Here is a 25,994-nt window from a genome sequence, read left to right on the forward strand (position 1 = left end):
TTACCCTATGAACTTATACACAGCAGCGCAAACCCGGGAACTGGATCGCCTCACCATTGAGGGCGAAGGCATCGCCGGTATTAGACTGATGGCGCGGGCCGGGCGTGCAGCGCTGCAGGCCTTGCTGGAGCGATGGCCGCAGGTTGAGTGTCTGCATATTTTCTGTGGCGCCGGCAACAATGGCGGCGACGGGTACATTGTAGCTGAGTTGGCGCAACAACGGGGCATCCCGGTGCAGTTGTATCAGCTGCCCGACCCTGACCGGGTAACCGGCGATGCGGCATTGGCGCGACAGCGAGCGCTGGCGGCAGGGGTCGTTATCAATCAGCTTGGCAATGCTCTGCCCGCATTGACTGGAGGCGTGGTGGTCGACGCGCTGCTGGGCACAGGTCTAAACGGGGCAGTGCGCGAACAGTATGCTGCCGTCATCAACCATATCAATGCCAGTCAACTACCGGTGATGGCGCTGGATATTCCCTCTGGTCTTTGCAGTGACACCGGCTGCGTTCTGGGGGTGGCTATTGTCGCCGCAGTGACGATAACTTTTATTGGCCGTAAGCAGGGCTTATATACCGCTGCTGGACCAGAGCATTGCGGTCCGGTGGAGTATGCTGATCTGAGCGTGCCGGTAGCGGTTTTTGAGCAAGTGCCAGCGAGTGTTCAGGTCATGGATATAGAGCAGATGCTAGCGCCGTTGTCGCCGCGCCCTTTGAATTCCCATAAAGGCATGTTCGGTAACGTGTTAGTTGTCGGCGGTGATATAGGCATGGGCGGTGCTGCCTTGATGGCAGGCGAAGCGGCAGCGCGCTGTGGTGCCGGGCTGGTCAGCGTCGCGACGCGAGCGGAGCATGTGGCGGCCATTATTACCCGGTGTCCAGAAATCATGGCCCGGGGCGTACAGGTGGCAGCGGATATGGGATCGCTTTTACAGCGCGCCACAGTAGTGGCGGTGGGGCCAGGCCTGGGTACTGGACCATGGTCTGAGCAGATGTTCTGCGCTGCAGCGCTATCTGCGGTACCGCAGGTGCTGGATGCTGATGCCTTGACCCTGCTCGCCAGCGGTCGCTTGTTAGAGGTGCAGCCGCGCGCGAATCGGGTGATTACACCCCATCCCGGTGAGGCTGCGCGTCTGTTAGGTATAAACACAGCCGAAGTGCAAGCGGATCGCTTTGCGGCAGTGCAGGCGCTGCAGCAGCGCTACGGTGGCGTGGTGGTATTAAAGGGCGTGGGCAGTCTGGTGTGCGATGGACAGAACATATGGCTGAGTCCTTATGGCAATCCTGGCATGGCCAGCGGTGGTATGGGTGATGTCTTAACCGGCGTTATTGCCGCTTTACTGGGCCAGGGTTTGAGCCCGCCGGCTGCAGCCTGCGCCGGAGTCTGTCTGCATGGGCGAGCCGCAGATTTGGCTGCTCAGGAGGGCGGGCGAGGTTTGTTGGCAACCGATTTACTGCCGCTATTGCGGGCACTGGTAGACACGCCCGCGTGAGCACGGAGAAAAGCCTAAGCGCACCTGATGAGGCCGCGATGCTGGCGTTGGGAGCCAGGCTCTATGAGGCACTTGATGTTGGCTCTGTAGTCTATCTGAAGGGCGAGCTGGGTATGGGTAAAACAACGCTGAGCCGTGGCATTGTGCAGGCAGCGGGTCATACCGGCGCGGTCAAAAGCCCGACTTACACTCTGGTCGAGCCATATCAGCTTGCTGAAGGTACCCTTTATCACTTTGACCTATACCGCCTGGGTGATGCAGAGGAGCTGGAGTTTATGGGTATTCGTGACTACTTTATTGACTTTCGTCTGGCCTTGATCGAATGGCCAGAGCGCGGCGCGGGATTTTTGCCCCCCGCCGATTTAGTGGTTACGATACAGCCAGAGCTTCCCGGTCGACGCCTGCACTTGCAGGCACAGTCGCCGCAAGGGCGAGCGTGTCTGCAACGGCTGGCGCTATGATTCGAAGAAAGGATGTATGCCGACAAATTTGAAACCCATGCTGCAACAGCTGTCGCGACTTATCTGCTTGCTGTTGTTAGCTATGGCTGCGGCACCGACGCTGGCCATTGAAGTCCTTGACGTACGTTTGTGGCGGGCACCGGACCATACCCGGGTGGTATTTGACCTATCTGATGTTGTAGACCACAAACTGACACAATTACGCGGGCGCGAGCGCATTGTGCTAGACCTTAGTGGTGCCAGTTTTGTCGCTTCCACTGCCGGTCTCGAGCTGGGTAAAACGCCTATCACTGGAGTGCGCCACGCCGCGCGCAATGGCAAAGACTTACGCATCGTGCTCGACCTCAATGAGTATACAAAGCCGCGCAGCTTTCTGCTCAAGGCCAATGAAGTTCGCGGCAACCGTCTGGTTGTAGATCTTTACGACGTTGGCAAGGAGCAGGCCAGACCCAGCGTCAAAAAGAGCGTTGAGGATTCGGTGCGCCGGGATATTGTGATTGCGATTGATGCTGGGCATGGCGGTGAAGATCCCGGCGCCAGCGGCCCGCGCAAGCTGCGGGAAAAAGACGTGGTACTGGCGATTGCGCGTGAGGTGCAGCGTCTGTTTGAGCGCGATACCGGTTTCAAGCCGGTGCTCATTCGTACTGGTGATTATTATGTTGGCCTTGCCAAGCGCCGCGATTTGGCCCGAGCCAGGCAGGCAGACATGCTGGTATCTGTGCACGCGGATGCTTTTAAAAATCCCAAAGCCAAGGGTACATCGGTGTATACGCTGTCGCAGCGCGGTGCCTCCAGCACCTTTGCCCGTTTTTTGGCAGAGCGGGAAAACTCCGCTGACGTAGTGGGCGGCGTCAGCACGAGTGACAAGGACGATCAACTGGCCCAGGTGCTTTACGATATGTCGATGAGCTATACCCTTGATGCCAGTCGCGGGATTGGTGCGCGGGTGTTAACGCAGATGGATGAGATATCCAAGCTGCACCGTGACCGGGTGGAACAGGCGGCTTTCGCAGTGCTCAAGTCGCCCGATATCCCATCCATACTAGTCGAAACCGGATTCATCTCGAATCCGGACGAGGCGCGGCAGCTAGGTACTCGCAGTTATCAGCGTAAAATGGCCCGCGCCATTCATGCCGGGGTTAAGTCCTGGTTTATTGAGCACCCACCAGCCGACACTTTGATTGCCTGGCAGCAGAAGGGTGGGGCAAGGGAATATGTGATTATGAGTGGTGACACACTGTCTGAAATTGCCCAGCGCTTTAATGTTAGCGTGGCCGATCTGCGCGCCTCGAATAAACTCAGTGGCAGCGTGATCAAGGTTGGCCAGAAACTGATGATCCCGGCTACCTGATGCCGCTTATTCATCGTCTCAGTCCTCGACTGGCAAACCAGATTGCCGCGGGAGAGGTTGTCGAAAGACCAGCGTCAGTAATAAAGGAGCTGTTGGAAAATAGCCTGGATGCCGGCAGTCGGCGTATTGAGGTTGAAGTCGAGGCGGGCGGAAGCAAACTGATGCGCGTGCGTGACGACGGCTGTGGCATTGAGTTGGATGACTTGCCACTGGCTCTTAGTCGTCATGCCACCAGCAAAATCAGCTCGCTGGAAGACCTGGAGCAAGTGACCAGTCTCGGCTTTCGTGGCGAGGCATTGGCTAGTATCAGCTCGGTGGCGCGTCTGGCGATAACGTCTAATACGGATGAGCAGGGTAGCCATGGACAACGCGCTGAATCCAGTGGTCGCGATATGGAGGTTGCCGTCAAACCGGCCCCGCATCCACGCGGAACCACGGTAGAAGTGCGTGATCTGTTTTTTAATACGCCGGCGCGACGCAAATTTATGCGCACGGAAAAGACTGAGTTTAACCACCTCGAAGAAGTGCTCAAACGTCAGGCTCTGGCGCGCTACGATGTGGGGTTTCAGCTCACCCACAATCAACGGGTGGTGCATCAGCTGCGAGCCTGTGAAGGACAGGCCGAGCGGGAGCGACGGATTGCCAGTATCTGCGGATCTGCCTTCATGGAGCAGTCGCTATACATAGAGACGGAGCTGCCGGAACTGAAGCTGTGGGGGTGGGTTGCGCTGCCAACGTTCTCGCGGAGTCAGGCTGATCTGCAATACTTTTTTGTTAACGGTCGGGTGATCAAGGATCGATTGATTGCTCACGCCGTCAAACAGGCATATCGAGATGTGCTCTATCACGGTCGGCATCCGGCTTTTGTGCTGTATCTGGAGCTGGATCCGGCGCTGGTAGACGTCAACGTGCACCCGACCAAACATGAGGTGCGGTTTCGTGATGGCCGCACCGTCCACGATTTTATTTTTCGTGCGCTGCATCGGGTGCTGGCGGATGTGCGTCCAGCCGATAGTATGCCGCCCGCCCTGGGGCCTGCTGCAGCGGCCGGGATGGGGGCGGAGTTTTCGCCCCAACAGGAACGCCTGGGTTGGGGTGCGGCGACCGCTCAGCCCACCGTCGGTAATGTGCAAGACGCCATGCCCGTGTATCAGCAGTTGTATGCACCGGCGACAAGTGCTGGCCAGCCGCCGCTCAGCATGCCGCGATTGGAAGATGTGCCCGCCGAAGAGGTGCCGCCACTGGGCTATGCGTTGGCGCAATTGCAGGGTATCTATATTCTGGCTGAAAACAGCCACGGCCTGATCCTGGTCGATATGCACGCAGCACATGAGCGTATTACGTATGAGCGCATGAAAACTCAACATGCCAGTGCCGAGCTGCGCAGTCAGCCATTGCTGGTACCGCAAACCGTGGCCGTTAGCCAGCGCGAGGCTGAGTGCGCTGAAACCCACGGTGAGGTATTTGCACAGTTGGGTATGCGGGTGGAGCGCGCCGGTGATGAGTCGCTGGTATTGCGCGAAGTGCCGATTATGCTGCGTGATTCAGACATTGAGCAATTGGTGCGCGATGTGGTTTCCGACCTGCTGGAGTACGGTACCAGCGATCGCATCGCCGCGCATATTGATGAAATACTGTCGACCATGGCCTGTCATGGCTCGGTGCGCGCCAACCGTCGGCTAACGATCCCTGAGATGAATGCTTTGCTGCGGGACATGGAAGCCACTGAACGCAGCGGTCAATGTAACCACGGCCGACCGACTTGGACGCAACTCTCTCTGGAAGAGTTGGACAAGCTGTTCCTGCGAGGACGCTGAGTGGGTGCCGATCAAACCCATCGGGTAATCTGCCTGATGGGGCCAACCGCCTCGGGTAAAACCGATCTCGCTATAGCACTCGCAGCAGAGCTCGACTGCGAGCTGGTCAGTGTGGACTCGGCGCTGGTTTATCGCGGCCTCGATATTGGCTCGGCCAAGCCGGACTATCCGCATCGCCTGGTGGATATTCGCGATCCCGGTGAGCCGTATTCGGCGGCCGAGTTTGTAACCGATGCCACAGTCGCTATCGCCGAGATACAGGCGGCGGGGCGCACCCCGCTGCTGGTAGGCGGTACGATGCTGTACTTCAAGGCCCTACTCGAGGGGATGGCGCCGATGCCGGCCGCCAGCAGTGAGTTGCGCGCACAGATCAACAGCGAGGCTGCGACCCGTGGCTGGGAGCACATTCACGCGCAACTGGCGGCAGTCGACCCCGCATCAGCGGCGCGGATTCATCCTAATCATTCTCAGCGACTGAGCCGTGCATGGGAAGTGTGGCTGGCCAGCGGGGTGACTTTGACGGAGTGGCACTCCCGGCAGGCAGAGTCCGAACAGGGGCTGCTGCATAGCGGCATGGATATTGTACAACTGGCCATAGGCCCAGCCGACCGGAGCATCTTGCATCAGCGCATTGCCCGGCGTCTGGATGTCATGTTTACCGACGGGCTGGTGGCTGAGGTCACGCGCTTGCATCAACGCGGTGATTTAAACGCGGATCTGCCTGCCATCAGGGCGGTAGGCTATCGGCAGGTTTGGGAGATGCTGGAGGGGGTCTATGATCAGGCCACGGCTTACCAAAAGTGCCTTGCGGCGACCCGCCAATTGGCCAAGCGGCAGCTAACCTGGCTGCGTGGCTGGCCTGATGTGCAATGGATTTACACCAATGCTGCTGGTTTTGCGGCGCCGACCCCGGAACTACTCGAAAAATCTAGTATAAATCCTACCCAGCAGGCCTTGAAATATCTTGCAGCCGCCCCCATTGATCGTGGGTAGTGAGGTATACTACGCGGGCGTCGTCCCCGGTTGGGACATCGCTTATTGAGGAGGGGCAATCTGCCCCGTCCATAGTTTTTTTTGGCCCGATTTGGGTCCATAGATAGGAGAGAAAAGATGTCTAAGGGGCATACTCTACAAGACCCTTACCTGAATATACTGCGTAAGGAACGTGTTCCCGTGTCCATTTACCTGGTCAATGGAATAAAATTACAGGGCCAAATTGAGTCGTTTGACCAATTTGTGGTGCTACTTAAGAACACCGTCAGCCAAATGGTCTACAAGCACGCTATTTCAACGGTAGTACCCTCCCGAGTGGTCCGCATGCCTATGCAGAATCCGCCGGAAGAGGAAGCCGATGAGAGCTAAGGGTAACGGGTCCTAATTGTTTTTTGACAGACCCGAATCAGGTGAACGAGCTATTTTGGTTCACCTGAATCTCAGTTCCGAGACGGATCGTGAAGACCCGCGTGAATTTGAGGAGTTGGCATTGTCTGCCGGGGCTGACCCGGTGGAATATGTTATGGGCCAGCGCGATGTGCCCAATAGCCGGTTTTTTATTGGTACCGGAAAACTTGAAGAGATCGCCGAGTATGTGCGCCTGCACGAGGCAGAGGTAGTGCTGTTTAATCACAGCCTGTCGCCCAGTCAGGAGCGTAATCTCGAGCAGGAACTGTGTTGCAGGGTAACGGATCGAACCGGCGTGATACTGGATATTTTTGCGCAGCGTGCACGTACCCACGAGGGCAAGCTGCAGGTAGAGTTGGCGCAGCTGGAGCATATGGCGACGCGACTGGTGCGAGGCTGGACTCACCTGGAGCGGCAGAAGGGTGGCATTGGCCTGCGCGGACCGGGCGAGACGCAGCTGGAGACGGATCGGCGCTTATTGCGGGTGCGTATAAAGTCGATTTTGGCGCGTTTGAAGAAAGTTGAAAAGCAGCGCTCGCAGGGACGTCGTTCACGTCAACGTGCGGCCATACCGACTGTGTCTTTGGTGGGGTATACCAACGCCGGCAAGTCTACGTTGTTTAATGTCCTTACAGGCGCTGGGGTTTACGCGGCGGATAAGTTGTTTGCAACGTTGGATCCCACCTTGCGGCGCATCGATGTCGCTGACTGTGGGCCGGTCGTATTGGCGGATACAGTGGGTTTTATTCGGCATTTACCGCACAAACTGGTGGATGCGTTTCGGGCGACTCTGGAAGAGACTCGCAGTGCAGACTTACTGCTGCACGTGATAGATGCGGCGACCGACGAACGACAGGAAAATATCGAGCAAGTTGAGGAAGTATTGGAAGAAATCGACGCGCTGGCGATTCCCCGGCTTGAGGTCTATAACAAGCTCGATCTACTTGAGCAGGCCCCGCGTATAGATAGAGACGAAACGGGAAAGCCAGAGCGGGTCTGGTTGTCTGCACATACAGGCGCTGGTTGCGACTTGTTAGAGCAGGCGATCGGTGAGTTGTTGGGCGGCGAATTGGTGCAGGAATGGATTGATCTCGCCCCGGAGCAAGGACGTATGCGAGCTGCTCTTTATCGCCATAGTGCGGTACAGGAAGAGCGTACACGAGATGACGGCCACGCGCTGCTGCAGGTCAAGCTGCCGCGGGCCGACTGGGAGCGTTTGTTAGCTGCCGAGCATTTGACGGCTGAAAATTTGGCGGTGAAAGCGCCGCTGCAGTGGTCAGGTGCGAGCTGATTTGACGCGGCTTATGTTAAACTGTCTGGCGATTGGCGCTAGACTTGGATTGGCTTGAATGGGATTTCTAAATCCCCGATGGGAGAGTTATATGGCCTGGAATGAACCGGGTGGTAACGACAATAAACCCCGTGATCCGTGGGGTGGTGGCGAGCAGGGTCCGCCGGATCTTGACGAGGCACTGCGCAAGCTGCAGGAGAAACTTGGCGGCCTGTTTGGCGGCGGGAAATCTGGCGGGGGCGGTTCTGGTGGACCCAGTGCGGCTGTTTCTGGAGGCATGTTCGTAATATTACTGCTGGTAGCGGCAGTGGTTTGGGCGCTAATGGGGCTTTACACCGTTGACGAACAGGAACGTGGTGTCGTGCTCAGGTTCGGTAAGTATTACGATACTGTGCAGCCTGGTTTGCGCTGGAATCCGCCGCTGATTGATGACGTTACTACCGTGAATGTGACTCGTGTTAACACAGTGGCTCATCGCGAGCAGATGCTGACCGAAGACGAGAATATCGTCGAGGTCAATCTGTCTGTCCAGTATGTCATTTATAACGCCGAGAATTTCGTCCTTGAAGTGCGCTCGCCAGAGGTGAGTCTGGGGCATGCCACGGAAAGTGCGCTGCGGCATGTGGTCGGCGGTAGTTCCATGGACTATGTGTTGACCGATGGGCGTGAGCAATTAGGCATCGATGTGCAGCAGCGGCTGCAGGATTTGCTCGATAACTATGGCACCGGCATTCAGATTTCCAGAATCAACATCGACGAAGCCAAACCGCCGGCTGAAGTGCAGGAAGCGTTTGACGACGTGATCAAGGCACGCGAGGACGAAGAACGGGTGAAGAACGAAGCCCAGGCTTACTCCAATGGTGTTATTCCGGTAGCTCGTGGAGCAGCTCAGCGGGTGCTGGAAGAAGCCAACGCCTATAAAGAGCAGGTGGTCGCTGAGGCAAGCGGTGAGGCGGAGCGGTTCACAAAACTGCTAACTGAGTATCGCAAGGCGCCCGAGGTGACTCGGCAACGTTTGTATCTGGACGCATTGCAGACGGTCTATAGCAACACCAGTAAAGTGGTGGTGGATGTGGAGGGTGGTAATAACATGCTCTACCTGCCGCTGGACAAGATCGTGAATCAGTCATCGAGCGGTCAGGCGGGGCGCGGGTCAAGCGATCTCGATGTGCGTGAGTTGACCAACCGTGTGGTTGAGCAGATCCGTCGCGATAGCGCCGAGCGCAATAGCCGGGGAGGACGTTAAATGAATACCAAAAGTTTGGTGGCAGTTTTGTTGGCCGTATTCGGCCTGGTCTTAATCAGCAATTCGCTGTTTATCATCAAAGAAACCGAGCGTGCAGTTATGCTGCGGTTTGGTGAGGTTGTGCGTCCGGATATAGAGCCGGGCCTGCATGTCAAAATCCCGTTCGTTAACAGTGTGCGGGTCTTTGATGGTCGGGTTCTCACCGTTGACGCGCGCCCGGAGCGTTATCTGACGTTAGAGAAGAAGGCCGTAGTGGTCGATTCTTTTGCGAAATGGAAGGTGTCTGATGTTGCCAAGTACTACACGGCAACCAGTGGCGACGAGAACCGCGCTCAGGCGCTGCTCGCTCAGCGTATTAACAATGGTCTGCGAAACGAAGTGGCCGTGCGTACCTTGCACGAAGTCGTCTCCGGCCAGCGTGATGAGCTAATGCTGAGTCTAACCAATTCGTTGAACGAAGTGGCGAATGCAGAGCTTGGCGTAGAAGTAGTAGACGTTCGGGTCAAGCAGATCGATCTGCCGCCAGCGGTCTCCGAGTCGGTGTTTCTGCGAATGAATGCGGAGCGGGAGAAGGAAGCGCGTGAACTGCGCTCTCAGGGTAGCGAGCTTGCTGAGGGTATTCGAGCCTCTGCGGATCGCGAGGTAACCATCCTCAAGGCGGGAGCCTACCGTGACGCGGAACTGATTCGCGGTGACGGTGATGCGGAAGCAGCGTCCATCTACTCAACGGCCTTCAATCAGGACAGCGAATTTTATAGCTTCACGCGCAGTTTGCGGGCTTACCAGGACGCATTTCGCTCTAAGGGCGATATTATTCTGGTTGAGCCTGACAGTGATTTCTTCAAGTATCTGAAAAATCCTGGTGGAGCCAACTGATTCGAGGCTAATAAGCGGGTGATCGCACTGAAAAATCAGTGCAATTACCCGTAGTTCCTGTGATAGAATTCTGCAACCGTGAGGTCCTGCGTTTATAGACGAGCGTTGGGGTCCACGGTTTTTTTGTGCGCGCTATCCTCGGGGGGACGCGGTACCGACGATGGACGTCTGGCAACAACTGGCAGTAGCGGTGGCTATGGTCTTTATTCTGGAAGGGATAATGCCGTTTATTAGCCCCGGTCGCTGGCGTAATCTGGTGAAGGTTATGGCCGAGTTGGATAACCGGACAATGCGCGCTATGGGCCTGTTCAGCATGATGCTGGGGCTGGCACTACTATATCTGGTCCACTGACCAGGGGTTTCGGGACTTTGCAGCCCAAAGGGGTTTCGCGAATATGACGATGTATGACCGTTGGTTATTGCCAGACGGTATTGAGGAAGTACTGCCGTCCTCCGCCGCCAGAGTGGAGGATTTGCGACGCCAGCTGTTGGACCTTTATCGCAGTTGGGGTTACCAGTTGCTGATTACGCCACTAGTAGAGTTTACCGACTCGCTGCTGAGTGGCCTGGGTACAGACCTTGACACCCTGACTTACAAACTGACTGATCAGGTATCCGGTCGCACGATGGGTATCCGTGCCGACATTACCCCTCAGGTGGCGCGGATTGATGCGCACAGCCTGGGGCAGGAAGGTGTTAGCCGGCTGTGTTATGCCGGCAGTGTACTGCAGACCAGGCCTGGTTCGCTGTTGGGGTCACGGCTACCGATCAAGGTGGGTGCTGAACTGTATGGTGATAGCAGTCTGGCGGCAGATATCGAAATAATTTCCATGATGCTCGAGACAGTCGCCTGTGCGGGTCTCGGTAGGGTGACACTGGACCTGGGTCACGTTGGCATTTACCGTTCACTGTTAGCTGACAGCGGCCTCGACAGTGATCAGGAGCAGGCTGTTTTTGATGCACTGCAGCGCAAGTCGTTACCGGATCTGAAACTGGTGTTGGCGCCGCTGGCAGATGCGGGTCGGCGCCAGCTGATTCTGGAACTGGCGTCCAAGCACGGTGATTTGAGCGTGCTTGAAGATGTGCCCTATGCAGCTGCTGCGGTCGCTGAGTTGCATGAAGTTCGCGCGGCCATAGAGCATCGCTATCCGAACGTCGATATCTATTTTGATCTGGGTGAGCTGCGCGGTTATGACTATCATACCGGCTTGGTGTTTGCCGCTTATGTGCCAGGGTTTGGACAGGCGGTGGCGAATGGTGGCCGCTATGACGATGTTGGTGAAGTGTATGGCCGTGCGCGGCCAGCAACCGGTTTTAACACGGACCTGAAAGCGCTACTTGACCTGCTGGAGCAGGTGCCTCTGGCTTCCGCGATCAGTGCGCCCGTTGGCAGTGATGATGCGATGTGGCAGCGGGTTGGCGAACTGCGTGGGGCCGGTGAAATAGTGATCTGTAGTCTATCGGGTGAAGTTGATCCCCGCTGCGACCGGCAGTTGGTGTGCAGAGAGGGAGATTGGCAAGTTGAAATTCTGTAATTGGTGCAAAGTATGAACAAGAACGTGGTGGTCCTCGGTACCCAGTGGGGCGATGAAGGCAAGGGCAAAATTGTTGATCTGTTGACTGATCAGGCCGAAGTCGTAGTCCGTTTTCAAGGCGGGCATAATGCCGGGCACACGCTTGTGATAGACGGAGAAAAAACCGTTTTGCACCTGATTCCTTCCGGTGTTCTGCGTCGCGGCGTGACCTGCATGATTGGCAACGGCGTGGTGTTGTCACCCGAGGCATTGTTGAAGGAAATTGCCGAACTTGAAGAGCGTGATGTGCCGGTGCGCGAACGCCTGCGTATCAGCCCAGCCTGCCCGTTGATTTTGCCTTACCACGTAGCATTGGATCAGGCGCGCGAGGCGCGCCGTGGAGAGGCCAAAATTGGTACCACTGGACGTGGTATTGGACCGGCGTATGAGGATAAAGTGGCGCGACGTGGGGTGAGGCTGGGCGATTTGATGGATGCCCAACGCTTCAGTGGCAAGTTACAAGAAGTCATGGAATACCACAACTTCATGTTGAGCAACTACTATCAGGTGGCGCCGGTGGACTTTCAGGCGACCCTGGACGAGGCTCTGGAAATGGCCGAGCAGCTGCGTCCCATGGTTACTGATGTTACTGCAGCGCTGCACGAATACCGGCTGGGCGGTGCGCCGATTATGTTTGAAGGCGCACAGGGGTCACTGTTGGATATTGACCACGGTACCTACCCGTTTGTGACATCATCAAACACCACCGCCGGTGGCACTGCTACTGGTAGCGGCTTTGGACCGTTGTATCTGGATTACGTGCTGGGTATTACCAAGGCCTATACCACCCGGGTTGGCTCAGGGCCGTTTCCGACGGAACTGTTCGATAGTACCGGTGAACACCTGGCCCGACGCGGTCATGAATTTGGTGCGACTACCGGTCGTCCCAGGCGCTGTGGCTGGTTTGATGCAGTTGCGCTGAAAAACGCGGTACAGATTAATAGTGTTTCTGGTCTGTGTCTGACCAAGCTGGATGTGCTCGATGGTCTTGATACCATTCGCATCTGTGTGGGGTATCAGGATAGTGATGGCGGGGTTCTGCCCAACCCGGTCGACAGCGATGACTATGTAGGCCTGGAGCCGGTGTACGAAGACGTTCCAGGTTGGAGCGAGTCGACACTGGGTGTGGCTGAACTGTCTGGGCTGCCGGCTAACGCGCTGGCATATATCAAGCGAATTGAAGAAGTCGTAGGCGCGCCGATCGACATAATATCGACTGGGCCCGATCGCGTAGAGACGATTGTGCTGCGGCACCCGTTTAACGGCTAAGCGTATTGCCATGATACGAGAGGACCGCAGGCGTGAAATAGCTGAACCCAGGCTGTCCAGAATTGCTCCCACAAAAGCGTGGAGCCCACTGAAAATAGACTTCTCATACTGCCTGCGACTCCTGTTATGGCTGCTGGCACCGCTGTTGCTGGTGCAGGCTGCAACAGCGCCCGCCAGCACATTTACTATAGAATCTTTGGACGAACCGGTGTCTATTGCCGGTGCTTGGCGTTTCCGTACCGGTGACAGTATGGCGTGGGCGGCAGAGGACTACGACGATTCCAGCTGGTCTAGTCTGATGGTGCCCAGGGACTGGCGTGCACAGGGCTATGACGACTTGACAGGCATGGCATGGTATCGCGCCACTTTGCAGTTCGATCTGCGTGATGACGGTACTATCGACCTCAATCACCTCGGCGTTACCATCGGCAAGATTCATAGCGCCTACGAGCTTTATGCCGGGGGTATTTTGTTGGGCGGCTCCGGCAAATTACCGCCTAGCCCTGAGATGGTTTATGACCGCCAGCTGATATATCAGATACCGCGCGCCGCCATCGGAGAAGATGGCAAGGTGCGTCTGGCATTGAGAGTGTGGCGACATCAGCTGCTTTTCGGCAAGACTTCCGCGGGTGCATACGAGGGTAATTTCGAAGTAGGTACGGTATTTGATTTGATGCGCTCCAGTGGTTATACACAGCTGGTGTTGCTAGTTTTGTCGGCGTTGTATCTGGGTTTTGGCAGTTATCACCTGTATCTGTTTCGGCGCAACACCGCGCTGCGGCAGTTCCTCTGGTTTGGGCTATTTACCCTGTGCGTGGGTATTTACGGTTTTATGCAAAGCCAATGGAAGCACGAGTTCGGGTTGCCCTTTGTGGGCATGAAAAAGCTTGAGTATTTTGTCCTCTACATAATGCCGGCACTGGGCTTACAGATGATCTGGTCGCTGTTGTCATATGCGCCACCGCGCTGGACGCGCATTTATCAGTTCTCCTTTCTGGGTCTGGGAGGGATTGTGATGCTGGTGCCAGGGTTGGAGATTGCCTTTATGACTCTGGAAGCCTGGCTGATATGGGTGTTGCCGGGTATCTTCGGCGTTCTTGTTCAGATGCTATGGTATGCCCAGAGCGATGACGAGGAAGCGCGGGTAGAGGCGCGGACGATGCTGGTTGGGTTGACTATTTTTGCCGCCGCCGTTCTCAACGATATTTTGGTTGAGCAAGGGCTAGTGGAGACGCCTCGACTGGCTACGCCAGGCTTCTTTGCGGTAGTGGTTTCCATGGCAATTTCACTCGCTAATCGTTTCACCGGACTGTATGGCAGCTTGGCAACACAGGTTAGCCAGCGTACCCAGGAGCTACAGGACATGAATGCGCGATTGACCGAAGCTGCGCGGGTAGACATTCTTACCGGGCTGCTCAATCGACGTGGTTTCATGGGACGCGCAGAAGAAGAAGTTGTCAGGTCAGAGCGGAACAATCGCGGGTTCATATTAGTGCTCGCCGATATAGATCGGTTCAAGTCTTTCAATGATGACTACGGCAACGATTGTGGTGATCAGATTCTGCAGCAATCGGCCGATTTGCTGAGTCAGCATCTGCGTCAGGTTGATGTTCTGTCACGCTGGGGGGAGGAAGAATTTCTGCTGCTGTTGCCGGAGACAGACCTCGACGGTGGTCGGATATTGGCGGAAAAATTGCGCGCTACTGTGCAAAAACACGAGTTTGAATTTGATAATATTAAGCTGTCGCTAACCATGACGTTTGGTATAGCTGCCTTTGAGTCGGGCATGGAGCTGGGAACTTGCTTGAGACTGGCGGACCGGGCGCTTGATAGCGGTAAGGTAGCCGGCCGGAACGTGGTAGAGGTAGAGCGCGAGCGCGACTATTCACTGAAGCGGAAGCTACCTGCAAGCACTTGAGGCGGCGCACCAGAGATTGGCCGCAAAAGATGGATAATGACACTGGCAGAGCTGGGCTGGCCGACTATAGTTATAGCTGAATGAAGCGATAACACCGTTGGTTACAAGGAAGCAGCCATGGTCTTTTCAATACGTAAACACCCGGTGGGTGTGACCCAGCATATTGTGCAATCCACCAAGGAACGCAGCGACTGTTTTGGTCGTCCCAGTGATTACGCAGCCTATCTAAAATACCTGCAACACGCCTCCTGTCGTTTTCAGGTGGCTGTGCATGCCTGGGTGGTTATGCGGAATCACTGCCATTTGCTGCTAACCGCGGCCATAGACACGGCGATAGATGCGCTGTTGCGCGACGTACGTAAACAGTATCTGGGTTACTGTCGTAGTCTCTACCCCGACGCCTCCGAGCTGCTGCAAGAGCATTACCTGTGTAGTGCAGTGCAGGCGGATGACCATTTTTTGCGTTGCTGTCGCTTCATTGAGGCCAACCCGGTGCGCGCTTCAGTGGTCGCCACGCCAGCGGATTATAGATGGTCGAGCTACGGTTGCAGTGCGCTGGGTGTTGAGTCGGAGTTGTGGGTGCCTCATAGCCGCTATCGTGCGCTCGGTGCCGATAACCTGGCGCGCCGTATCGCCTATCGACGTCAGTTTGCCGACATCCTGAAGCCTGAAGAAACGCGCCAGATCCGGGCTTGCCTCTATCAGGGTAAGCCCTATGGCGCGGCTGGGTTCTGTCAGCGCCTGGCCCCTGCGCTGGAGACTCCAGTGGCGCTGCTGAAGACTCCCATATCGGGTTCCGACTTATCTCTACACCAGGGGAAGGACCAATGAGAAAACGTAAGCCACTGCGCCGGCGGGTACTACGGTTTTTGCTACTGGCCGATCTCGAACGCGTAGATGCTGAGGCCACAGCCAGTCGTATGTGTATGAGTAGTAGTACCCTGCGGCGTCGCTTGCGCGCCGAGGGAACCAGTTACCAGGTGCTGCTTGATGCGGTGCGTGTCCATCGCTGCGACAAAGTGCTGGCGCGGACGTCCCTACCCGGTAAGACACTGGCACTGGAAATGGGTTTTTCAGAGCCAAACAGCTTTTATCGCGCGTTCCATCGCTGGCACGGCAAGTCGCTAACCCGTTACCGATGCGAGTTGCAGCGCAACGGCGCGCGCTAACCCTTTGCCGGACAAGCGGTTATAATGTTCCAAACGGCGTTGACAGGGGTATCTGATGGAAGTTTCGACAATAGTGTTCTGGTTGCTGATATTGATCGCAATTGGCTACGTGATAACTATTTACAATACCCTGGTAACGCTGAAAAATCGTTATCAGAATGGGTTTGCGCAGATCGAAGTCCAGCTCAAACGTCGTTATGACTTGATCCCAAATCTGGTAGAGGCGGCCAAGGCCTATATGAGTCATGAGCGGGAGACTCTGGAGGCGGTTATCAGTGCGCGTAATAACGCTGCGGCGGTGCTGCAAGCGGTTTCAAAAGCCGGCGCAGGTGGTGCGGAAATGCAACAGTTGGGCGCAGCCGAAACAGCGCTGGGTGGTGCACTGGGTTCGCTTAACGTGACTATGGAAGCGTATCCAGATCTAAAAGCCAGTGAGAATATGCGCCAGTTCAGTGAAGAACTCACCACCACCGAGAACCGGGTGGCGTTTTCACGGCAAGGCTATAACGATGCTGTAACCGCCTATAATATCTATCGGGAGAGCTTCCCTCCGGTATTCTTTGCGCCACGTTTTGGCCACCCCACCAGTGCTGAATTGCTTGAATTTGATGATTCTCCACAGATTCAAGCGGCTCCTCAGGTCAGCTTCTGAGCCGGACTGTACTCCTAGCGTAACCAGCCGGTGGATTTTTATACCGAACAGGACAATGCCCGGCGCAAGACGCGCTGGCTGATACTGCTTTTTATGCTGGCAGTACTGCTGTTGATTGGAATCACCAATGCGATATTTTCGAGCCTGCTGTTTTTTCTGGGCAGTCCGGACGCCTCGCTGGCAGAGCCTGCGACTTTTTCGGCCTGGTTGGATGCCTTCAGCTGGGACTCTTTCAGTATTGTCAGTTTAGCCGTGGTCAGTACCGTTTTTCTGGTGGTGATGTTCAAGTGGGCGCAACTGGCAGCGGGGGGTAAGTCGATTGCCGAGCGACTGGGCGGTCAGCGAATATTGCCCAATACCGCTGACCCCCAGCAGCGTCGCTGCCTGAATGTGGTTGAAGAAATGGCGCTAGCTGCAGGACTGCCAGTGCCTCCGGTATACCTGTTGGCCAGTGAACGCGGTATTAATGCATTTGCCGCCGGCATTTCTCCCACCGACGCCGTAATAGGGGTTACCCGGGGCACCATAGAGAATTTTGATCGCAATCAGTTGCAGGGTGTTATTGCCCATGAGTTTAGTCACATACTCAACGGAGATATGCGGCTGAATATTCGTCTGGCAGCGCTGCTGAAAGGGATAACGTTTATCGGCGACGTCGGTGAAATTCTGGTTCGCGGTGGAATGCATCAGGGACGCAGTTACAACAAGAGCAAGAAAATGCCTGCGCCACTGCTGGTCGCAGGACTGGGGTTGTGGGTAATGGGCTGGCTGGGTGGGCTGTTTGCCGGCTTCATCAAAGCGGCCATTTCGCGGCAGAAGGAGTATCTCGCCGATGCATCCGCGGTGCAGTTTACCCGCGATTCGCAGGGTATAGCGGATGCTCTGAAGTTTATCGGAGGTTATGTTCCGGGCACTTATGTGATTGCCGGACAGGCGAATGAATTGAGCCATATTTTTTTTGGCCAGATCGCTGATTCGCTGGTACAGGTGTTTGCCACGCATCCGCCTTTGGCGGACCGCATTCGGCGTCTGCAACCGGCCTGGGACGGTCAGTATATCGAGTACACTCGCGATCAAGCCTATACCGGAACCGCTGCCGATCAGGTGCGGCGCGAGCAGCTTGAGCGCGCCGCGAAGGTGGCATCGACGGCGGCACTGGTGGGTGCTATTGCGGGCGCCGGTGCCGATAGCGCCGTGCTTGCGGCTGCGGCTGATGCTGACTTTAGTCAAGTGGATACCCATTTGTCGGATTCCATACCAGAGTCACTTGCCGATCAGGCCCATGACCCGCTGGGTGCTCAGAGCATTGCCTACGCTCTATTGTTGGCGCCGGAGGGGGAGGCGCGTGAGGGCCAGCTTACCTTGCTGCGCGAAACTGGCGTGCGTGGACTGGAACTGACAACCAATGAGCTGGCAGGGGCCATCGCAGCATTGCCCGTGCAGCAGCGGTTGCCGTTGTTGGAGCTTAGCCTGCCGGCGCTAAAGTGTATGTCGCCTCCGCAGTACCGTGTGTTTCGCAAAACCCTGTTGCGGGTTGCTCATAGTGATCGCCAGATAGATCTTTTTGAGTGGTGTGTCTATCAGGTGATACGCCATTATCTTGACCCGGAGTTTGTGCCCGTAAAAGCCAGTCGGCCACGCTACCGCAGAGTCGCGCAGGTGCGGCAGCCTTTTCGCATGGTGCTGTCTGTGTTGGCCTGGCACGGGCATGGGGATGCGGGGGAGCGTGATGCGGCCTTTGCTCGTGGTGCTCAGGCTGTTGGGCTAGACAAATTGACGCTATTGCCACTGGAAGAGTGTGCCGTTGGTGAATTCAGTCAGGCCGTACACAAACTGGCGGACTGCTTTCCGTTACTGAAACCGCGATTGCTTAAGGGTATGGCGGCCTGCGCCAGCCATGATGAAAAGCTAACGGCTACTGAAATTGAGTTGTTGGTTAGTGTCGCCGCGGTAATGGATTGTCCGGTACCCGCCAGCGTTAGAATTGAAGCTCTGGCTTGAACCCGGATTATTGATCTTTTAACGTTCCGTATTCTCGCCGACGGGCGACACCACGCAAGGAAACATTTATGGACAGCTTATGGAGTTCCGAGGAGGCTGCCAGCCATGAAGGTGCGCTGGGGTTAAGGGTCTATACGTCGCGACTGTTGGGCCAGGAAAGCTCGTTGGTGCTGCATGGCGGCGGCAATACCTCGGTCAAAGATCAAACCCGTAATATTTTTGGTGAGCAGGTTCCAACGCTTTACGTCAAAGGTTCCGGTTGGGATCTGAAAACGCTTGAGCCGGCCGGCTTGAGCCCGACTTGTCTGGAGACCCTGTGCCGATTGGCGCAACTGCCCACATTAACCGATACCGAGATGGCGCGTGAATTGAAAGCGGCACTGCTGGATCCCTCAGCGCCGGCACCTTCAGTAGAAGCCATTTTACACGCGATCATTCCGTTCAAATACGTTGATCATACCCATGCTGACGCAGTGGTAGCGATTAGTAATACCCCTGATGGCGAATCATTGTTGCGCCAGCTGTACGCCGACGACATTTTGATACTGCCTTACATCATGCCCGGTTTTATCTTGTCAAAGCAGGTGTTTGAAGCGACCCGTGATATTGACTGGACTCGGATACGGGGGATTGTGCTGCTTCATCATGGAGTGTTCACCTTTGCGGATGATGCACGTACCAGCTACGAGAACATGATCGAGATTGTCGATCTGGCTGAGGAATTTCTGGCAGGTCAGGGCGCTGCAGCGATGAGAGCTGAGGGTGCCAGCGCATTCGAAGCCGCAGATGCCATAGACCTGGCCGCGGTGCGCGGCAAAGTCAGTGAGTTGGCCGGTCGGCCAATGTTGGCAACCCTGCGCATGGAGTCCGACTACGTCGGCTATAGCAGCCGCGACGATATAGCGACGATCGCCTGCGGTGGCCCGATTACGCCAGACCATACATTGCATACCAAGCGCATCCCGGTAGTGCTTGGGTGCGCCAGGGAGAGCGACCTGGAGGCGGCGCTTGAAGACTATGCTGACGCCTATCGAAGCTACTTTGCCCGGCATGATAGTGGCCAATTGACCTGTCTTGATGCGGCGCCGCGTTATGCAGTCTGGCAGCAGCGCGGCGTTATCGCCTTCGGCCAGAATATCGGCCGGGTCGGCGTGGTCAGTGACATTGCCCGTCACACGCTGAAAGCGGTGCAATGGGCACAGTGTCTGGGCGGCTGGCAAGCGCTGCCGGAGGCGGATATTTTTCAGCTTGAGTACTGGGAGTTAGAGCAGGCCAAGCTTAAACGGTTGGCGGCCCCCGGGGCTTTTGAAGGACGAGTAGCGGTGGTCACAGGCGCTGCATCTGGAATTGGTCTGGCTTGCCTGCGGCGTCTGCAAGCTGAGGGAGCCTGCGTTATTGCCTTGGATATCGACGACCGTATCGCCGACCTTACAACGCCGGGAGTGTTAGGGATGCGTTGCGACGTTACGGATGCTGAGGCTGTGGCTGACGCGCTGGTTCACGGCGTCTGTGCCTTTGGCGGTATTGATATTCTAGTCAGTAATGCGGGTGTGTTTTCCCCCAGCGCCGCCATCGCGAATTTGACTGACGCGGCATTGGAGCAATCGCTGGAGTTAAACTTCAGCTCTCATGTGCGGTTGTTACGTGAATGTACGCCATATTTGCGGCGTGGCTGCAATCCATCAGTGGTGTTGATTGCATCGAAAAATGTGCCAGCGCCTGGCCCCGGTGCGGCTGCTTACTCTACTGCGAAGGCGGCATTGACCCAGCTGGGTCGAGTGGCGGCTCTGGAGTTAGGCGCAGACGGTGTGCGGGTGAATATGCTGCACCCCAATGCCGTTTATGACACTGGGATCTGGACCGATCAGGTTCTGGCCGAGCGTGCCTCGAACTATGGACTGACTGTAGATCAGTATAAGTCCAACAACGTGTTACAGAGGCCGGTGTACGCGGCGGATGTCGCGGGCGCCGTTGTGGCATTGGCCGGTGATCTGTTACCAGCAACGACGGGCGCTCAAATAGCTGTTGATGGCGGTAATGAGCGGGTCATTTGATATTTTGGAATAACGCATTTGCCATGCATATCGTTGAACGTTCATACTCGTACCAGAACCCTAAAAAGAATGTATATGTGCCTGTGAAAAATTTTTGCCTGAGCGTGCTGCTAAGCGGCGCGCTGTTGATGATTGCCAGCTGTGGCGGTGCTGATGGTGGCACTGAGGTAGCTAGCAACGCCGATCTGCGCACCAGCAATATCGATACTAGTGACGTTCTTTTTCAGCAAGACGCTTTGCTAGTGGTTGATATTGAAATGGATGCTGCGGACTGGGATATTCTGCGCCGCGAAGGGCGCACGCTGCCGCAAGTATTCTCCGGTTGTGCCAAGGACTTCGAGTACACCCACTTCAAGGCTTCGGTTACCGTTGCCGGTCAACGCCTTGAAGAGGTAGATATCAGGAAAAAAGGTTTCCTGGGCTCGCTATCAGCAACTCGTCCCTCCTTCAAACTGGATTTCGATGACCATGTACCGCGTCGGCGACTGGAGGGCATGGAAAAAATGACGCTCAACAACAACCGTCAGGACCCTGGAAATACTCACCAATGCATAGCTTATAGCATGTTCAGAGCAGCCGGTTTGGCTGCGCCGCGCTGTAACTTCGCTCGCATCAGTGTTAACGGTGATGACCTTGGCATTTACTCACACGTCGATAGCATCCATGACTTGTTTCTACGCCGCAACTTTGGTTCCGCAGAAGGCAATTTGTACGAGGGCCAGATAGCTGATTTTGGTGAGTTTACCAGTGCCAATTTTCAAGCCAAGAACAACCGCCAGGATAATGATCGCAGTGACATTGAGGGCGTTGTCCAGGCACTGAAGGCCGATGACTCCAATTTGCCAGGATTGTTACAGCAGCACGTCAATCTCGACCACTTTGTCGATTACTGGGCGATGGAATCGATTGCCGGGCATTGGGATTCGGCCACCGGCAATGCCAATAACCACTTTGTTTACAACGACCCCGCCAGCGATCAATTTTATTATCTGCCCTGGGGTGCCGATGCGGCCTTGGAATTGGATAACTCACTGGCGCCAGGAACCGGGCCGCTCTATCGCTACACCACTATTGCTGCGCGTTTGTATCAGATTCCGCAGTGGCGTGAACGCTACCATGAGCGTGTTCTGGCACTGTTGGACGTGGTTTGGGACGAGGAGACGCTTAATGCCGAAGTTGACAGGATTCGTGACCTGACAGGAACCGATGAAAGCCGGTTAGTACAAGTACGTAATTTTTTGTCCAGCCATGAAGAGCGTGTGCGCGCAGCAGTTGCCGGTGATCTGGAACAGCAGGAACGCACCATTGTCGACGCAGCAACGGTATGCGCGCCGACTCGCATTACTGAAATCAGTGGGTCATTCACTGATGGGGTGGGGTTTTTCCAGTATACCGATATCGATGGTAATCAGGTCACTGTACCGGGTGTTGCCACCGCTCCTGCTGAAGACGCTGCAATTTCGCAGCTGGGTGATGGCATAAGTATGACTCTGGTCGGCAGAGTCGAGGGTGACCTTCAGTTGGTATTTGTATCAATTGAGAGCGGTGACTTTGGCAATTTGGAGGTTCCCTTTCATGGTTTAGCCAGTACGCTGATTCTGGTGGGTCTTGGTGGCCCTGAGGGCTTTAGCGTTTTAGGCTTTGCGGGAGAGGGGCTTATTGTCTTCAGTGAGACTCCTGAATTAGACGTGCCGGCCAGTTTTGAGTTTTCTGCCGAGCTTTGGCTCAACGACGGACGCGGTTTTGGTCCTCTGGGGGGCGGCATCTGATGCCACTGCTTCTGGACTCCGCACGTTTTCAAAACGCTCACAAGAATTTGCGGGTGCATACCCATCCTGTTGAACGTGATGCGATTACTCAACTGAGCTCTTTTGCCAGCCACAGTCTGGATGAACAGCAGGTGGTCGATCTACCCGATCGCACTGATTCCAAGTACCTGCTACCGATTGCAATACTGCCACGTTTTTTGCGCGAGGTTTGTGCCGATCACACTGTGCTTGAGGCCCGAGGTCACCGCATTTTCACCTATGAAAACACCTATTTTGATACCCCCGAGTGGGGTATGTATCGCAGCCATCATAACGGCAAGCTAAACCGCTACAAATGCAGGTTTCGGCGCTACCGCGAAACTGACTTGAGTTATCTGGAGATCAAGCAGAAGAATAACCGTAATCGTACGGTCAAAAACCGCATGCCCTGGAATAGCGATGAGCCTACCACGGTGTTGAGTGATGAACCCACAGTTGAGCCCAGTCTTTACGTTAATTATCGTCGCACCAGCCTTTGGAACCGTGCCACTGACGAGCGTTTGACGCTGGATTGGGACCTCTGCTATCGGCGGCCCGGTAAAACTCGCGTGGAACGATTACAGCAGGTTTTTATTGCCGAGCTTAAGCGCGATGGAAATGTCTATGGCTCGCCGTTTGTGCGTAGAGCCAAGGCGTACGGTTATAGCCCCAAGAGCATGAGCAAATATTGCGTCGGCGTTTGCATGACGGCTGCGGATGAAGTTAAGACCAACCGCTTTAAACCACTGTTGCGCAGCCTCGACCGGGTTGCCAACGCAGTACCTTACCTAGGAGTAATCGCTCGATGATAGAGAGTCTGGATTTGGACTTTTTTGTCCGATTTGCCATCAACATGGTGGCCATATTTTCTTTGGTGCGCTTCTGTTATTTCAGGTTTTCTCGTCGTCGAGCCTATGCCAGTTCTTTCATACTGTTTGGTATGGGTGTATTTCTGGTTACCGGACAGCTGTCATCTGTAGATATTTCTATGGGCTTTGCGTTCGGCCTGTTCGCCATTTTTTCGATGCTGCGGTATCGCACTGAATCTATCGATATCAAGGAGATGACTTACCTGTTTCTGGTTATCTCGATCGGCTTACTAGCGGGTGTTGGCACCATGACGCATCTGGAGTTAATTGCTCTGGTGATTGTGATCTGCCTGCTGGCTTGGTTGACCGAAACCAGTTTTCTGCTGCCGATGCTGGAAGAGCGCACCGTGGACTACGAGAAGATTGAGAATATCGTACCGCAACGGCGCGCGGAACTCCTTGAAGATCTGCGTACGCGATTGGGGCTGGATATCTGTGACGTTGATATTGTCTCGGTCGACTTTTTGCGTGACACCGCCAGGTTGAAAGTTCAATTTCTGCCGCCGGCGGATACGAATTCATGAGGCGGTATTTCCCCGGGCTGCTGCTACTGCCAGTTCTGTTACCAGCGCTGCTGGCTCAGGCCGACGACAAGCAGCGCCTGGAGTTGAGTGGACGCGTCTTCGTCGATGGTGATTACTATGAGTCGTTTTGGAGTAGCGAAGGCGATGATTCCAGTCGAAGTGTGGAGCTGCGCAATGCGCGCCTGGAGATGAACTATGACTTCCCCCGCGGGTGGAACGGTAAGCTGCAAGTCAATGCGTCTGCGGATCAGGACGACAGTGATCTGGGTTATGGCAGCGTGTACATGCGCTATACCAAGTGGAAGCCCGCGGATATTACACTGGGTCGGATGAAGGAACCGGTCGGTATGGAGCTTAATACCGGCTCATCGAAGTTACAGACGATTGAACGCTCGATGATGACGGATGCTTTCACCGCGGGAAAGAGCTGGGGGGTGCATCTCTTCGATGCCAATAATAAGCGCCGGTGGGCGTTGGCGCTGGTAATGGAGGATGATCAAGACGGTGATTATGATCGCTATGATGAGACTGGTTATGATGACCTTCCGGTTGCCGTTGCCGGCCGCTATACCCTGTCGCCTATTAATACAGACGAACAAACGTTGCAGTTGGGTATCAGTGCGACGGTGCGCGACTGGCGTGAGAATACTTTCCGCATAGCCAGTCGCGGGGAGGTCAGTGGAGCCGACAGGGTTGTTCGTAGCGCGGAGTTTGAGGCTGACAGTCAGGCCGTGGTCGGCTTTGAAGGCCTTTACCGCCTTGGTGGTTGGCAGGTGCAGGGCGAGTATATGGCGACCAGAGTGGCAGAGGTGGCGGGCCCTGACTGGGACTACAGCGGCTACTATGTGACTGGTAGCTATTTATTTGGTGCCCAACAGCGCCGTTTTAGAAAGGGCGAATTTCGCCGTCTGAAGCCAGAATCAGGCGCGTGGGAATTGGTCGCGCGCTATAGTTATCTTGATGCCCGTCAGCGCGGACTTGGTTCGGTAGCAGCCGTGAGCACCGTGGGAGTCAACTACTATGCCAACGAGAAACTGCGCCTGATGCTGGCTTTTTTACACCCCGATATTTCTGGCAGCGTTCGGCATGCCGACCCTGATGGCAATGCGGTTTCAGCGCGGTTACAACTGAACTTCTGAGGATTCTTGTGGCGTAGCCACGCGCAGCACTATCTTGCCCCGCACCGCCCCGGATTCGATATCACGATGCGCGCTGGCCGCTTCCGATAAGGGCTTCACTGCCCAGATTTCTGGTTTGATATTGCCCTCGATAAGCATTTCGAACAGTGAGCCGAGGTCGTCCTTGAACCAGTCAGGATGCTGTTTACGCACATCGGTAATAGAGTAAAACTCGACGGATTTCTGATCTTCAGGGAACCACTGCCACAGCAATTGTTGCCAGCGCCAGTGCAAGAACTCAGCCGCCGTAGTGAGCATTGAGTCGCCATCTCTCGAAGCCAGGTAGAAGCCGTAGGTTACCAGCCGACCGCCCGGTGCCAGTGTTTCATAGGAGCGCTGGAAGTTGTCCACACTGATGGCGTCGAAAGCAGCGTCAACACCGTTCATTCCAGTTTCCTGCTGCACGCGAGCGACAAAATCTTCGGCGCGATAGTCAATCGGAATCACGCCCAGGCTTCTCACATAGTCGTGTTTACTGGCCGATGCAGTGCCATACATTTTCAAACCTGAGACGCGCCCCAGTTGCGCCAGCGCGGTTCCGACGGCGCCGCTGGCACCGTGAATCAGAATAGTCTGGCCTGCCTCTACGCGCGCGCTGCGATAAAGCATTTGATAAGCGGTGGTATAGGACAGGATTAAGGCCACGGCCTCTTCATCATTAATTTCCGGGGGCAGGGGCACCACGTTAGCAGCTGGCAGGATAACGTACTCGCTGTAAGCGCCAATGACGGTCAAGTCTGCGACGCGCTGGCCTACCGTAAGCTGGCCTACGCCGGCGCCGAGTTTGTCTATGACGCCAACAAGGTCATATCCCGGTGCAAAGGGGGGCTCTTCGCTAACGCCGGCGTAGAGTCCCTTGCGGACCATGATATCGGTAAAAGAAGCACTGGCAGTGAGGACTTTGACGCGGATTTCTCCTGCTCCCGGCTCCGGCAACTTCGGCACCTGACGCAGCTGTAGTTTATCAGCGCTGCCAAACTCGGTAATGACGACCTGTTGGTAGCCGGCGCTGGATGCAGGTAGTGTCCATATTAAGGCAAGCAAAAGTAGGTATACACGCATCTTGT

Annotated in this window: 23 protein-coding genes; 22 read left to right on the forward strand and 1 reads right to left on the reverse strand. The window is 55.6% G+C overall.

The genetic code is table 11. The features are described from left to right. Positions 1-7: 7 nt before the first annotated feature. The 22 genes from EYC98_RS17860 to EYC98_RS17965 all read left to right on the forward strand — a co-directional run bounded on the left by EYC98_RS17860 (position 8) and on the right by EYC98_RS17965 (position 24,888). Positions 8-1,489, forward strand: coding sequence for an NAD(P)H-hydrate dehydratase (locus tag EYC98_RS17860; protein ID WP_279246756.1), 1,482 nt, complete (start codon positions 8-10; stop codon positions 1,487-1,489). Then, the gene (gene tsaE, locus EYC98_RS17865) at positions 1,486-1,950 is read left to right on the forward strand and encodes a tRNA (adenosine(37)-N6)-threonylcarbamoyltransferase complex ATPase subunit type 1 TsaE (RefSeq protein WP_279246757.1); all 465 of its coding nucleotides are present in this window, start codon (positions 1,486-1,488) and stop codon (positions 1,948-1,950) included. Before EYC98_RS17860 ends, tsaE begins: the two co-directional genes overlap by 4 nt. Before the next feature lie 16 nt (positions 1,951-1,966). Then, positions 1,967-3,301, forward strand: a complete 1,335-nt coding sequence (locus EYC98_RS17870) for an N-acetylmuramoyl-L-alanine amidase (RefSeq protein ID WP_279246758.1) — start codon at positions 1,967-1,969, stop codon at positions 3,299-3,301. Continuing rightward, positions 3,301-5,118 (forward strand): DNA mismatch repair endonuclease MutL, encoded by a 1,818-nt coding sequence (gene mutL, locus EYC98_RS17875; RefSeq protein ID WP_279246759.1) that lies wholly within the window; start codon positions 3,301-3,303, stop codon positions 5,116-5,118. The genes EYC98_RS17870 and mutL overlap by 1 nt, the downstream gene beginning before the upstream one ends. A 36-nt stretch (positions 5,119-5,154) precedes the next feature. Further along, positions 5,155-6,111, forward strand: coding sequence for a tRNA (adenosine(37)-N6)-dimethylallyltransferase MiaA (miaA, locus tag EYC98_RS17880; protein ID WP_279246965.1), 957 nt, complete (start codon positions 5,155-5,157; stop codon positions 6,109-6,111). A gap of 117 nt (positions 6,112-6,228) precedes the next feature. Then, positions 6,229-6,480: an RNA chaperone Hfq gene (hfq, locus tag EYC98_RS17885; RefSeq protein ID WP_279246760.1), complete on the forward strand. Its 252-nt coding sequence runs from the start codon at positions 6,229-6,231 to the stop codon at positions 6,478-6,480. Positions 6,481-6,496: 16 nt separating this feature from the next. After that, positions 6,497-7,810, forward strand: a complete 1,314-nt coding sequence (gene hflX, locus EYC98_RS17890) for a ribosome rescue GTPase HflX (protein ID WP_279246761.1) — start codon at positions 6,497-6,499, stop codon at positions 7,808-7,810. Positions 7,811-7,901: 91 nt separating this feature from the next. After that, a complete protein-coding gene (hflK, locus tag EYC98_RS17895; RefSeq protein ID WP_279246762.1) occupies positions 7,902-9,056 on the forward strand; it encodes an FtsH protease activity modulator HflK in 1,155 nt (384 codons plus the stop codon). Further along, a complete protein-coding gene (gene hflC, locus EYC98_RS17900) occupies positions 9,057-9,932 on the forward strand; it encodes a protease modulator HflC (protein ID WP_279246763.1) in 876 nt (291 codons plus the stop codon). It begins immediately after the preceding gene. A gap of 160 nt (positions 9,933-10,092) precedes the next feature. Then, complete coding sequence (locus EYC98_RS17905) at positions 10,093-10,284, forward strand: DUF2065 domain-containing protein (protein ID WP_279246764.1); 192 nt, start codon at positions 10,093-10,095, stop codon at positions 10,282-10,284. 43 nt (positions 10,285-10,327) lie between these two features. Beyond that, positions 10,328-11,467, forward strand: coding sequence for an ATP phosphoribosyltransferase regulatory subunit (locus EYC98_RS17910; protein ID WP_279246765.1), 1,140 nt, complete (start codon positions 10,328-10,330; stop codon positions 11,465-11,467). 12 nt (positions 11,468-11,479) lie between these two features. Further along, a complete protein-coding gene (locus EYC98_RS17915) occupies positions 11,480-12,775 on the forward strand; it encodes an adenylosuccinate synthase (protein ID WP_279246766.1) in 1,296 nt (431 codons plus the stop codon). A 10-nt stretch (positions 12,776-12,785) separates the two neighbouring features. Further along, positions 12,786-14,693 carry a sensor domain-containing diguanylate cyclase gene (locus EYC98_RS17920; RefSeq protein WP_279246767.1) on the forward strand — a complete coding sequence of 636 codons (1,908 nt, stop codon included), beginning with the start codon at positions 12,786-12,788 and terminating at the stop codon, positions 14,691-14,693. 117 nt (positions 14,694-14,810) lie between these two features. Further along, complete coding sequence (locus EYC98_RS17925) at positions 14,811-15,524, forward strand: transposase (RefSeq protein ID WP_279246768.1); 714 nt, start codon at positions 14,811-14,813, stop codon at positions 15,522-15,524. Continuing rightward, positions 15,521-15,862, forward strand: coding sequence for a helix-turn-helix domain-containing protein (locus EYC98_RS17930; RefSeq protein WP_279246769.1), 342 nt, complete (start codon positions 15,521-15,523; stop codon positions 15,860-15,862). Before EYC98_RS17925 ends, EYC98_RS17930 begins: the two co-directional genes overlap by 4 nt. 55 nt (positions 15,863-15,917) lie before the next feature. Then, positions 15,918-16,514: a LemA family protein gene (locus EYC98_RS17935; RefSeq protein ID WP_279246770.1), complete on the forward strand. Its 597-nt coding sequence runs from the start codon at positions 15,918-15,920 to the stop codon at positions 16,512-16,514. 30 nt (positions 16,515-16,544) lie between these two features. Next, on the forward strand, positions 16,545-18,515 hold the full coding sequence (locus EYC98_RS17940) for a M48 family metallopeptidase (RefSeq protein WP_279246771.1): 1,971 nt from the start codon (positions 16,545-16,547) through the stop codon (positions 18,513-18,515). Positions 18,516-18,583: 68 nt separating this feature from the next. Next, on the forward strand, positions 18,584-20,569 hold the full coding sequence (locus EYC98_RS17945) for a bifunctional aldolase/short-chain dehydrogenase (RefSeq protein ID WP_279246772.1): 1,986 nt from the start codon (positions 18,584-18,586) through the stop codon (positions 20,567-20,569). A gap of 77 nt (positions 20,570-20,646) precedes the next feature. Then, entirely contained in the window at positions 20,647-22,338 is a 1,692-nt protein-coding gene (locus EYC98_RS17950) for a CotH kinase family protein (protein WP_279246773.1), read from the forward strand. Next, positions 22,338-23,165 (forward strand): polyphosphate polymerase domain-containing protein, encoded by an 828-nt coding sequence (locus EYC98_RS17955; RefSeq protein WP_279246774.1) that lies wholly within the window; start codon positions 22,338-22,340, stop codon positions 23,163-23,165. The genes EYC98_RS17950 and EYC98_RS17955 overlap by 1 nt, the downstream gene beginning before the upstream one ends. After that, on the forward strand, positions 23,162-23,749 hold the full coding sequence (locus EYC98_RS17960) for a DUF4956 domain-containing protein (protein ID WP_279246775.1): 588 nt from the start codon (positions 23,162-23,164) through the stop codon (positions 23,747-23,749). Before EYC98_RS17955 ends, EYC98_RS17960 begins: the two co-directional genes overlap by 4 nt. Further along, positions 23,746-24,888, forward strand: a complete 1,143-nt coding sequence (locus EYC98_RS17965; protein WP_279246776.1) for an OprO/OprP family phosphate-selective porin — start codon at positions 23,746-23,748, stop codon at positions 24,886-24,888. The genes EYC98_RS17960 and EYC98_RS17965 overlap by 4 nt, the downstream gene beginning before the upstream one ends. Here the strand turns inward: EYC98_RS17965 and EYC98_RS17970 are convergent. Then, positions 24,871-25,989, reverse strand: a complete 1,119-nt coding sequence (locus EYC98_RS17970) for a medium chain dehydrogenase/reductase family protein (protein ID WP_279246777.1) — start codon at positions 25,987-25,989, stop codon at positions 24,871-24,873. The genes EYC98_RS17965 and EYC98_RS17970 overlap by 18 nt on opposite strands. Positions 25,990-25,994 lie beyond the last annotated feature (5 nt).

It is taken from the genome of Candidatus Litorirhabdus singularis (assembly GCF_026262625.1).
In the GTDB taxonomy this organism is placed as follows: Bacteria; Pseudomonadota; Gammaproteobacteria; order Pseudomonadales; family Halieaceae; genus Litorirhabdus; species Litorirhabdus singularis.

Excerpts from the sequence above, each read along its gene's own strand:
- EYC98_RS17910 (WP_279246765.1), top strand. The coding sequence starts at position 10,328 with ATGACGATGTATGACCGTTGGTTATTGCCAGACGGTATTGAGGAAGTA.
- EYC98_RS17920 (WP_279246767.1), top strand. The coding sequence starts at position 12,786 with ATGATACGAGAGGACCGCAGGCGTGAAATAGCTGAACCCAGGCTGTCC.
- EYC98_RS17860 (WP_279246756.1), top strand. The coding sequence starts at position 8 with ATGAACTTATACACAGCAGCGCAAACCCGGGAACTGGATCGCCTCACC.
- EYC98_RS17965 (WP_279246776.1), top strand. The coding sequence starts at position 23,746 with ATGAGGCGGTATTTCCCCGGGCTGCTGCTACTGCCAGTTCTGTTACCA.
- EYC98_RS17960 (WP_279246775.1), top strand. The coding sequence starts at position 23,162 with ATGATAGAGAGTCTGGATTTGGACTTTTTTGTCCGATTTGCCATCAAC.
- EYC98_RS17935 (WP_279246770.1), top strand. The coding sequence starts at position 15,918 with ATGGAAGTTTCGACAATAGTGTTCTGGTTGCTGATATTGATCGCAATT.
- EYC98_RS17905 (WP_279246764.1), top strand. The coding sequence starts at position 10,093 with ATGGACGTCTGGCAACAACTGGCAGTAGCGGTGGCTATGGTCTTTATT.
- EYC98_RS17945 (WP_279246772.1), top strand. The coding sequence starts at position 18,584 with ATGGACAGCTTATGGAGTTCCGAGGAGGCTGCCAGCCATGAAGGTGCG.
- EYC98_RS17870 (WP_279246758.1), top strand. The coding sequence starts at position 1,967 with ATGCCGACAAATTTGAAACCCATGCTGCAACAGCTGTCGCGACTTATC.
- hflC (WP_279246763.1), top strand. The coding sequence starts at position 9,057 with ATGAATACCAAAAGTTTGGTGGCAGTTTTGTTGGCCGTATTCGGCCTG.
- hfq (WP_279246760.1), top strand. The coding sequence starts at position 6,229 with ATGTCTAAGGGGCATACTCTACAAGACCCTTACCTGAATATACTGCGT.
- EYC98_RS17925 (WP_279246768.1), top strand. The coding sequence starts at position 14,811 with ATGGTCTTTTCAATACGTAAACACCCGGTGGGTGTGACCCAGCATATT.
- miaA (WP_279246965.1), top strand. The coding sequence starts at position 5,155 with ATGGGGCCAACCGCCTCGGGTAAAACCGATCTCGCTATAGCACTCGCA.
- EYC98_RS17915 (WP_279246766.1), top strand. The coding sequence starts at position 11,480 with ATGAACAAGAACGTGGTGGTCCTCGGTACCCAGTGGGGCGATGAAGGC.
- EYC98_RS17930 (WP_279246769.1), top strand. The coding sequence starts at position 15,521 with ATGAGAAAACGTAAGCCACTGCGCCGGCGGGTACTACGGTTTTTGCTA.
- EYC98_RS17955 (WP_279246774.1), top strand. The coding sequence starts at position 22,338 with ATGCCACTGCTTCTGGACTCCGCACGTTTTCAAAACGCTCACAAGAAT.
- EYC98_RS17970 (WP_279246777.1), bottom strand. The coding sequence starts at position 25,989 with ATGCGTGTATACCTACTTTTGCTTGCCTTAATATGGACACTACCTGCA.
- hflK (WP_279246762.1), top strand. The coding sequence starts at position 7,902 with ATGGCCTGGAATGAACCGGGTGGTAACGACAATAAACCCCGTGATCCG.
- mutL (WP_279246759.1), top strand. The coding sequence starts at position 3,301 with ATGCCGCTTATTCATCGTCTCAGTCCTCGACTGGCAAACCAGATTGCC.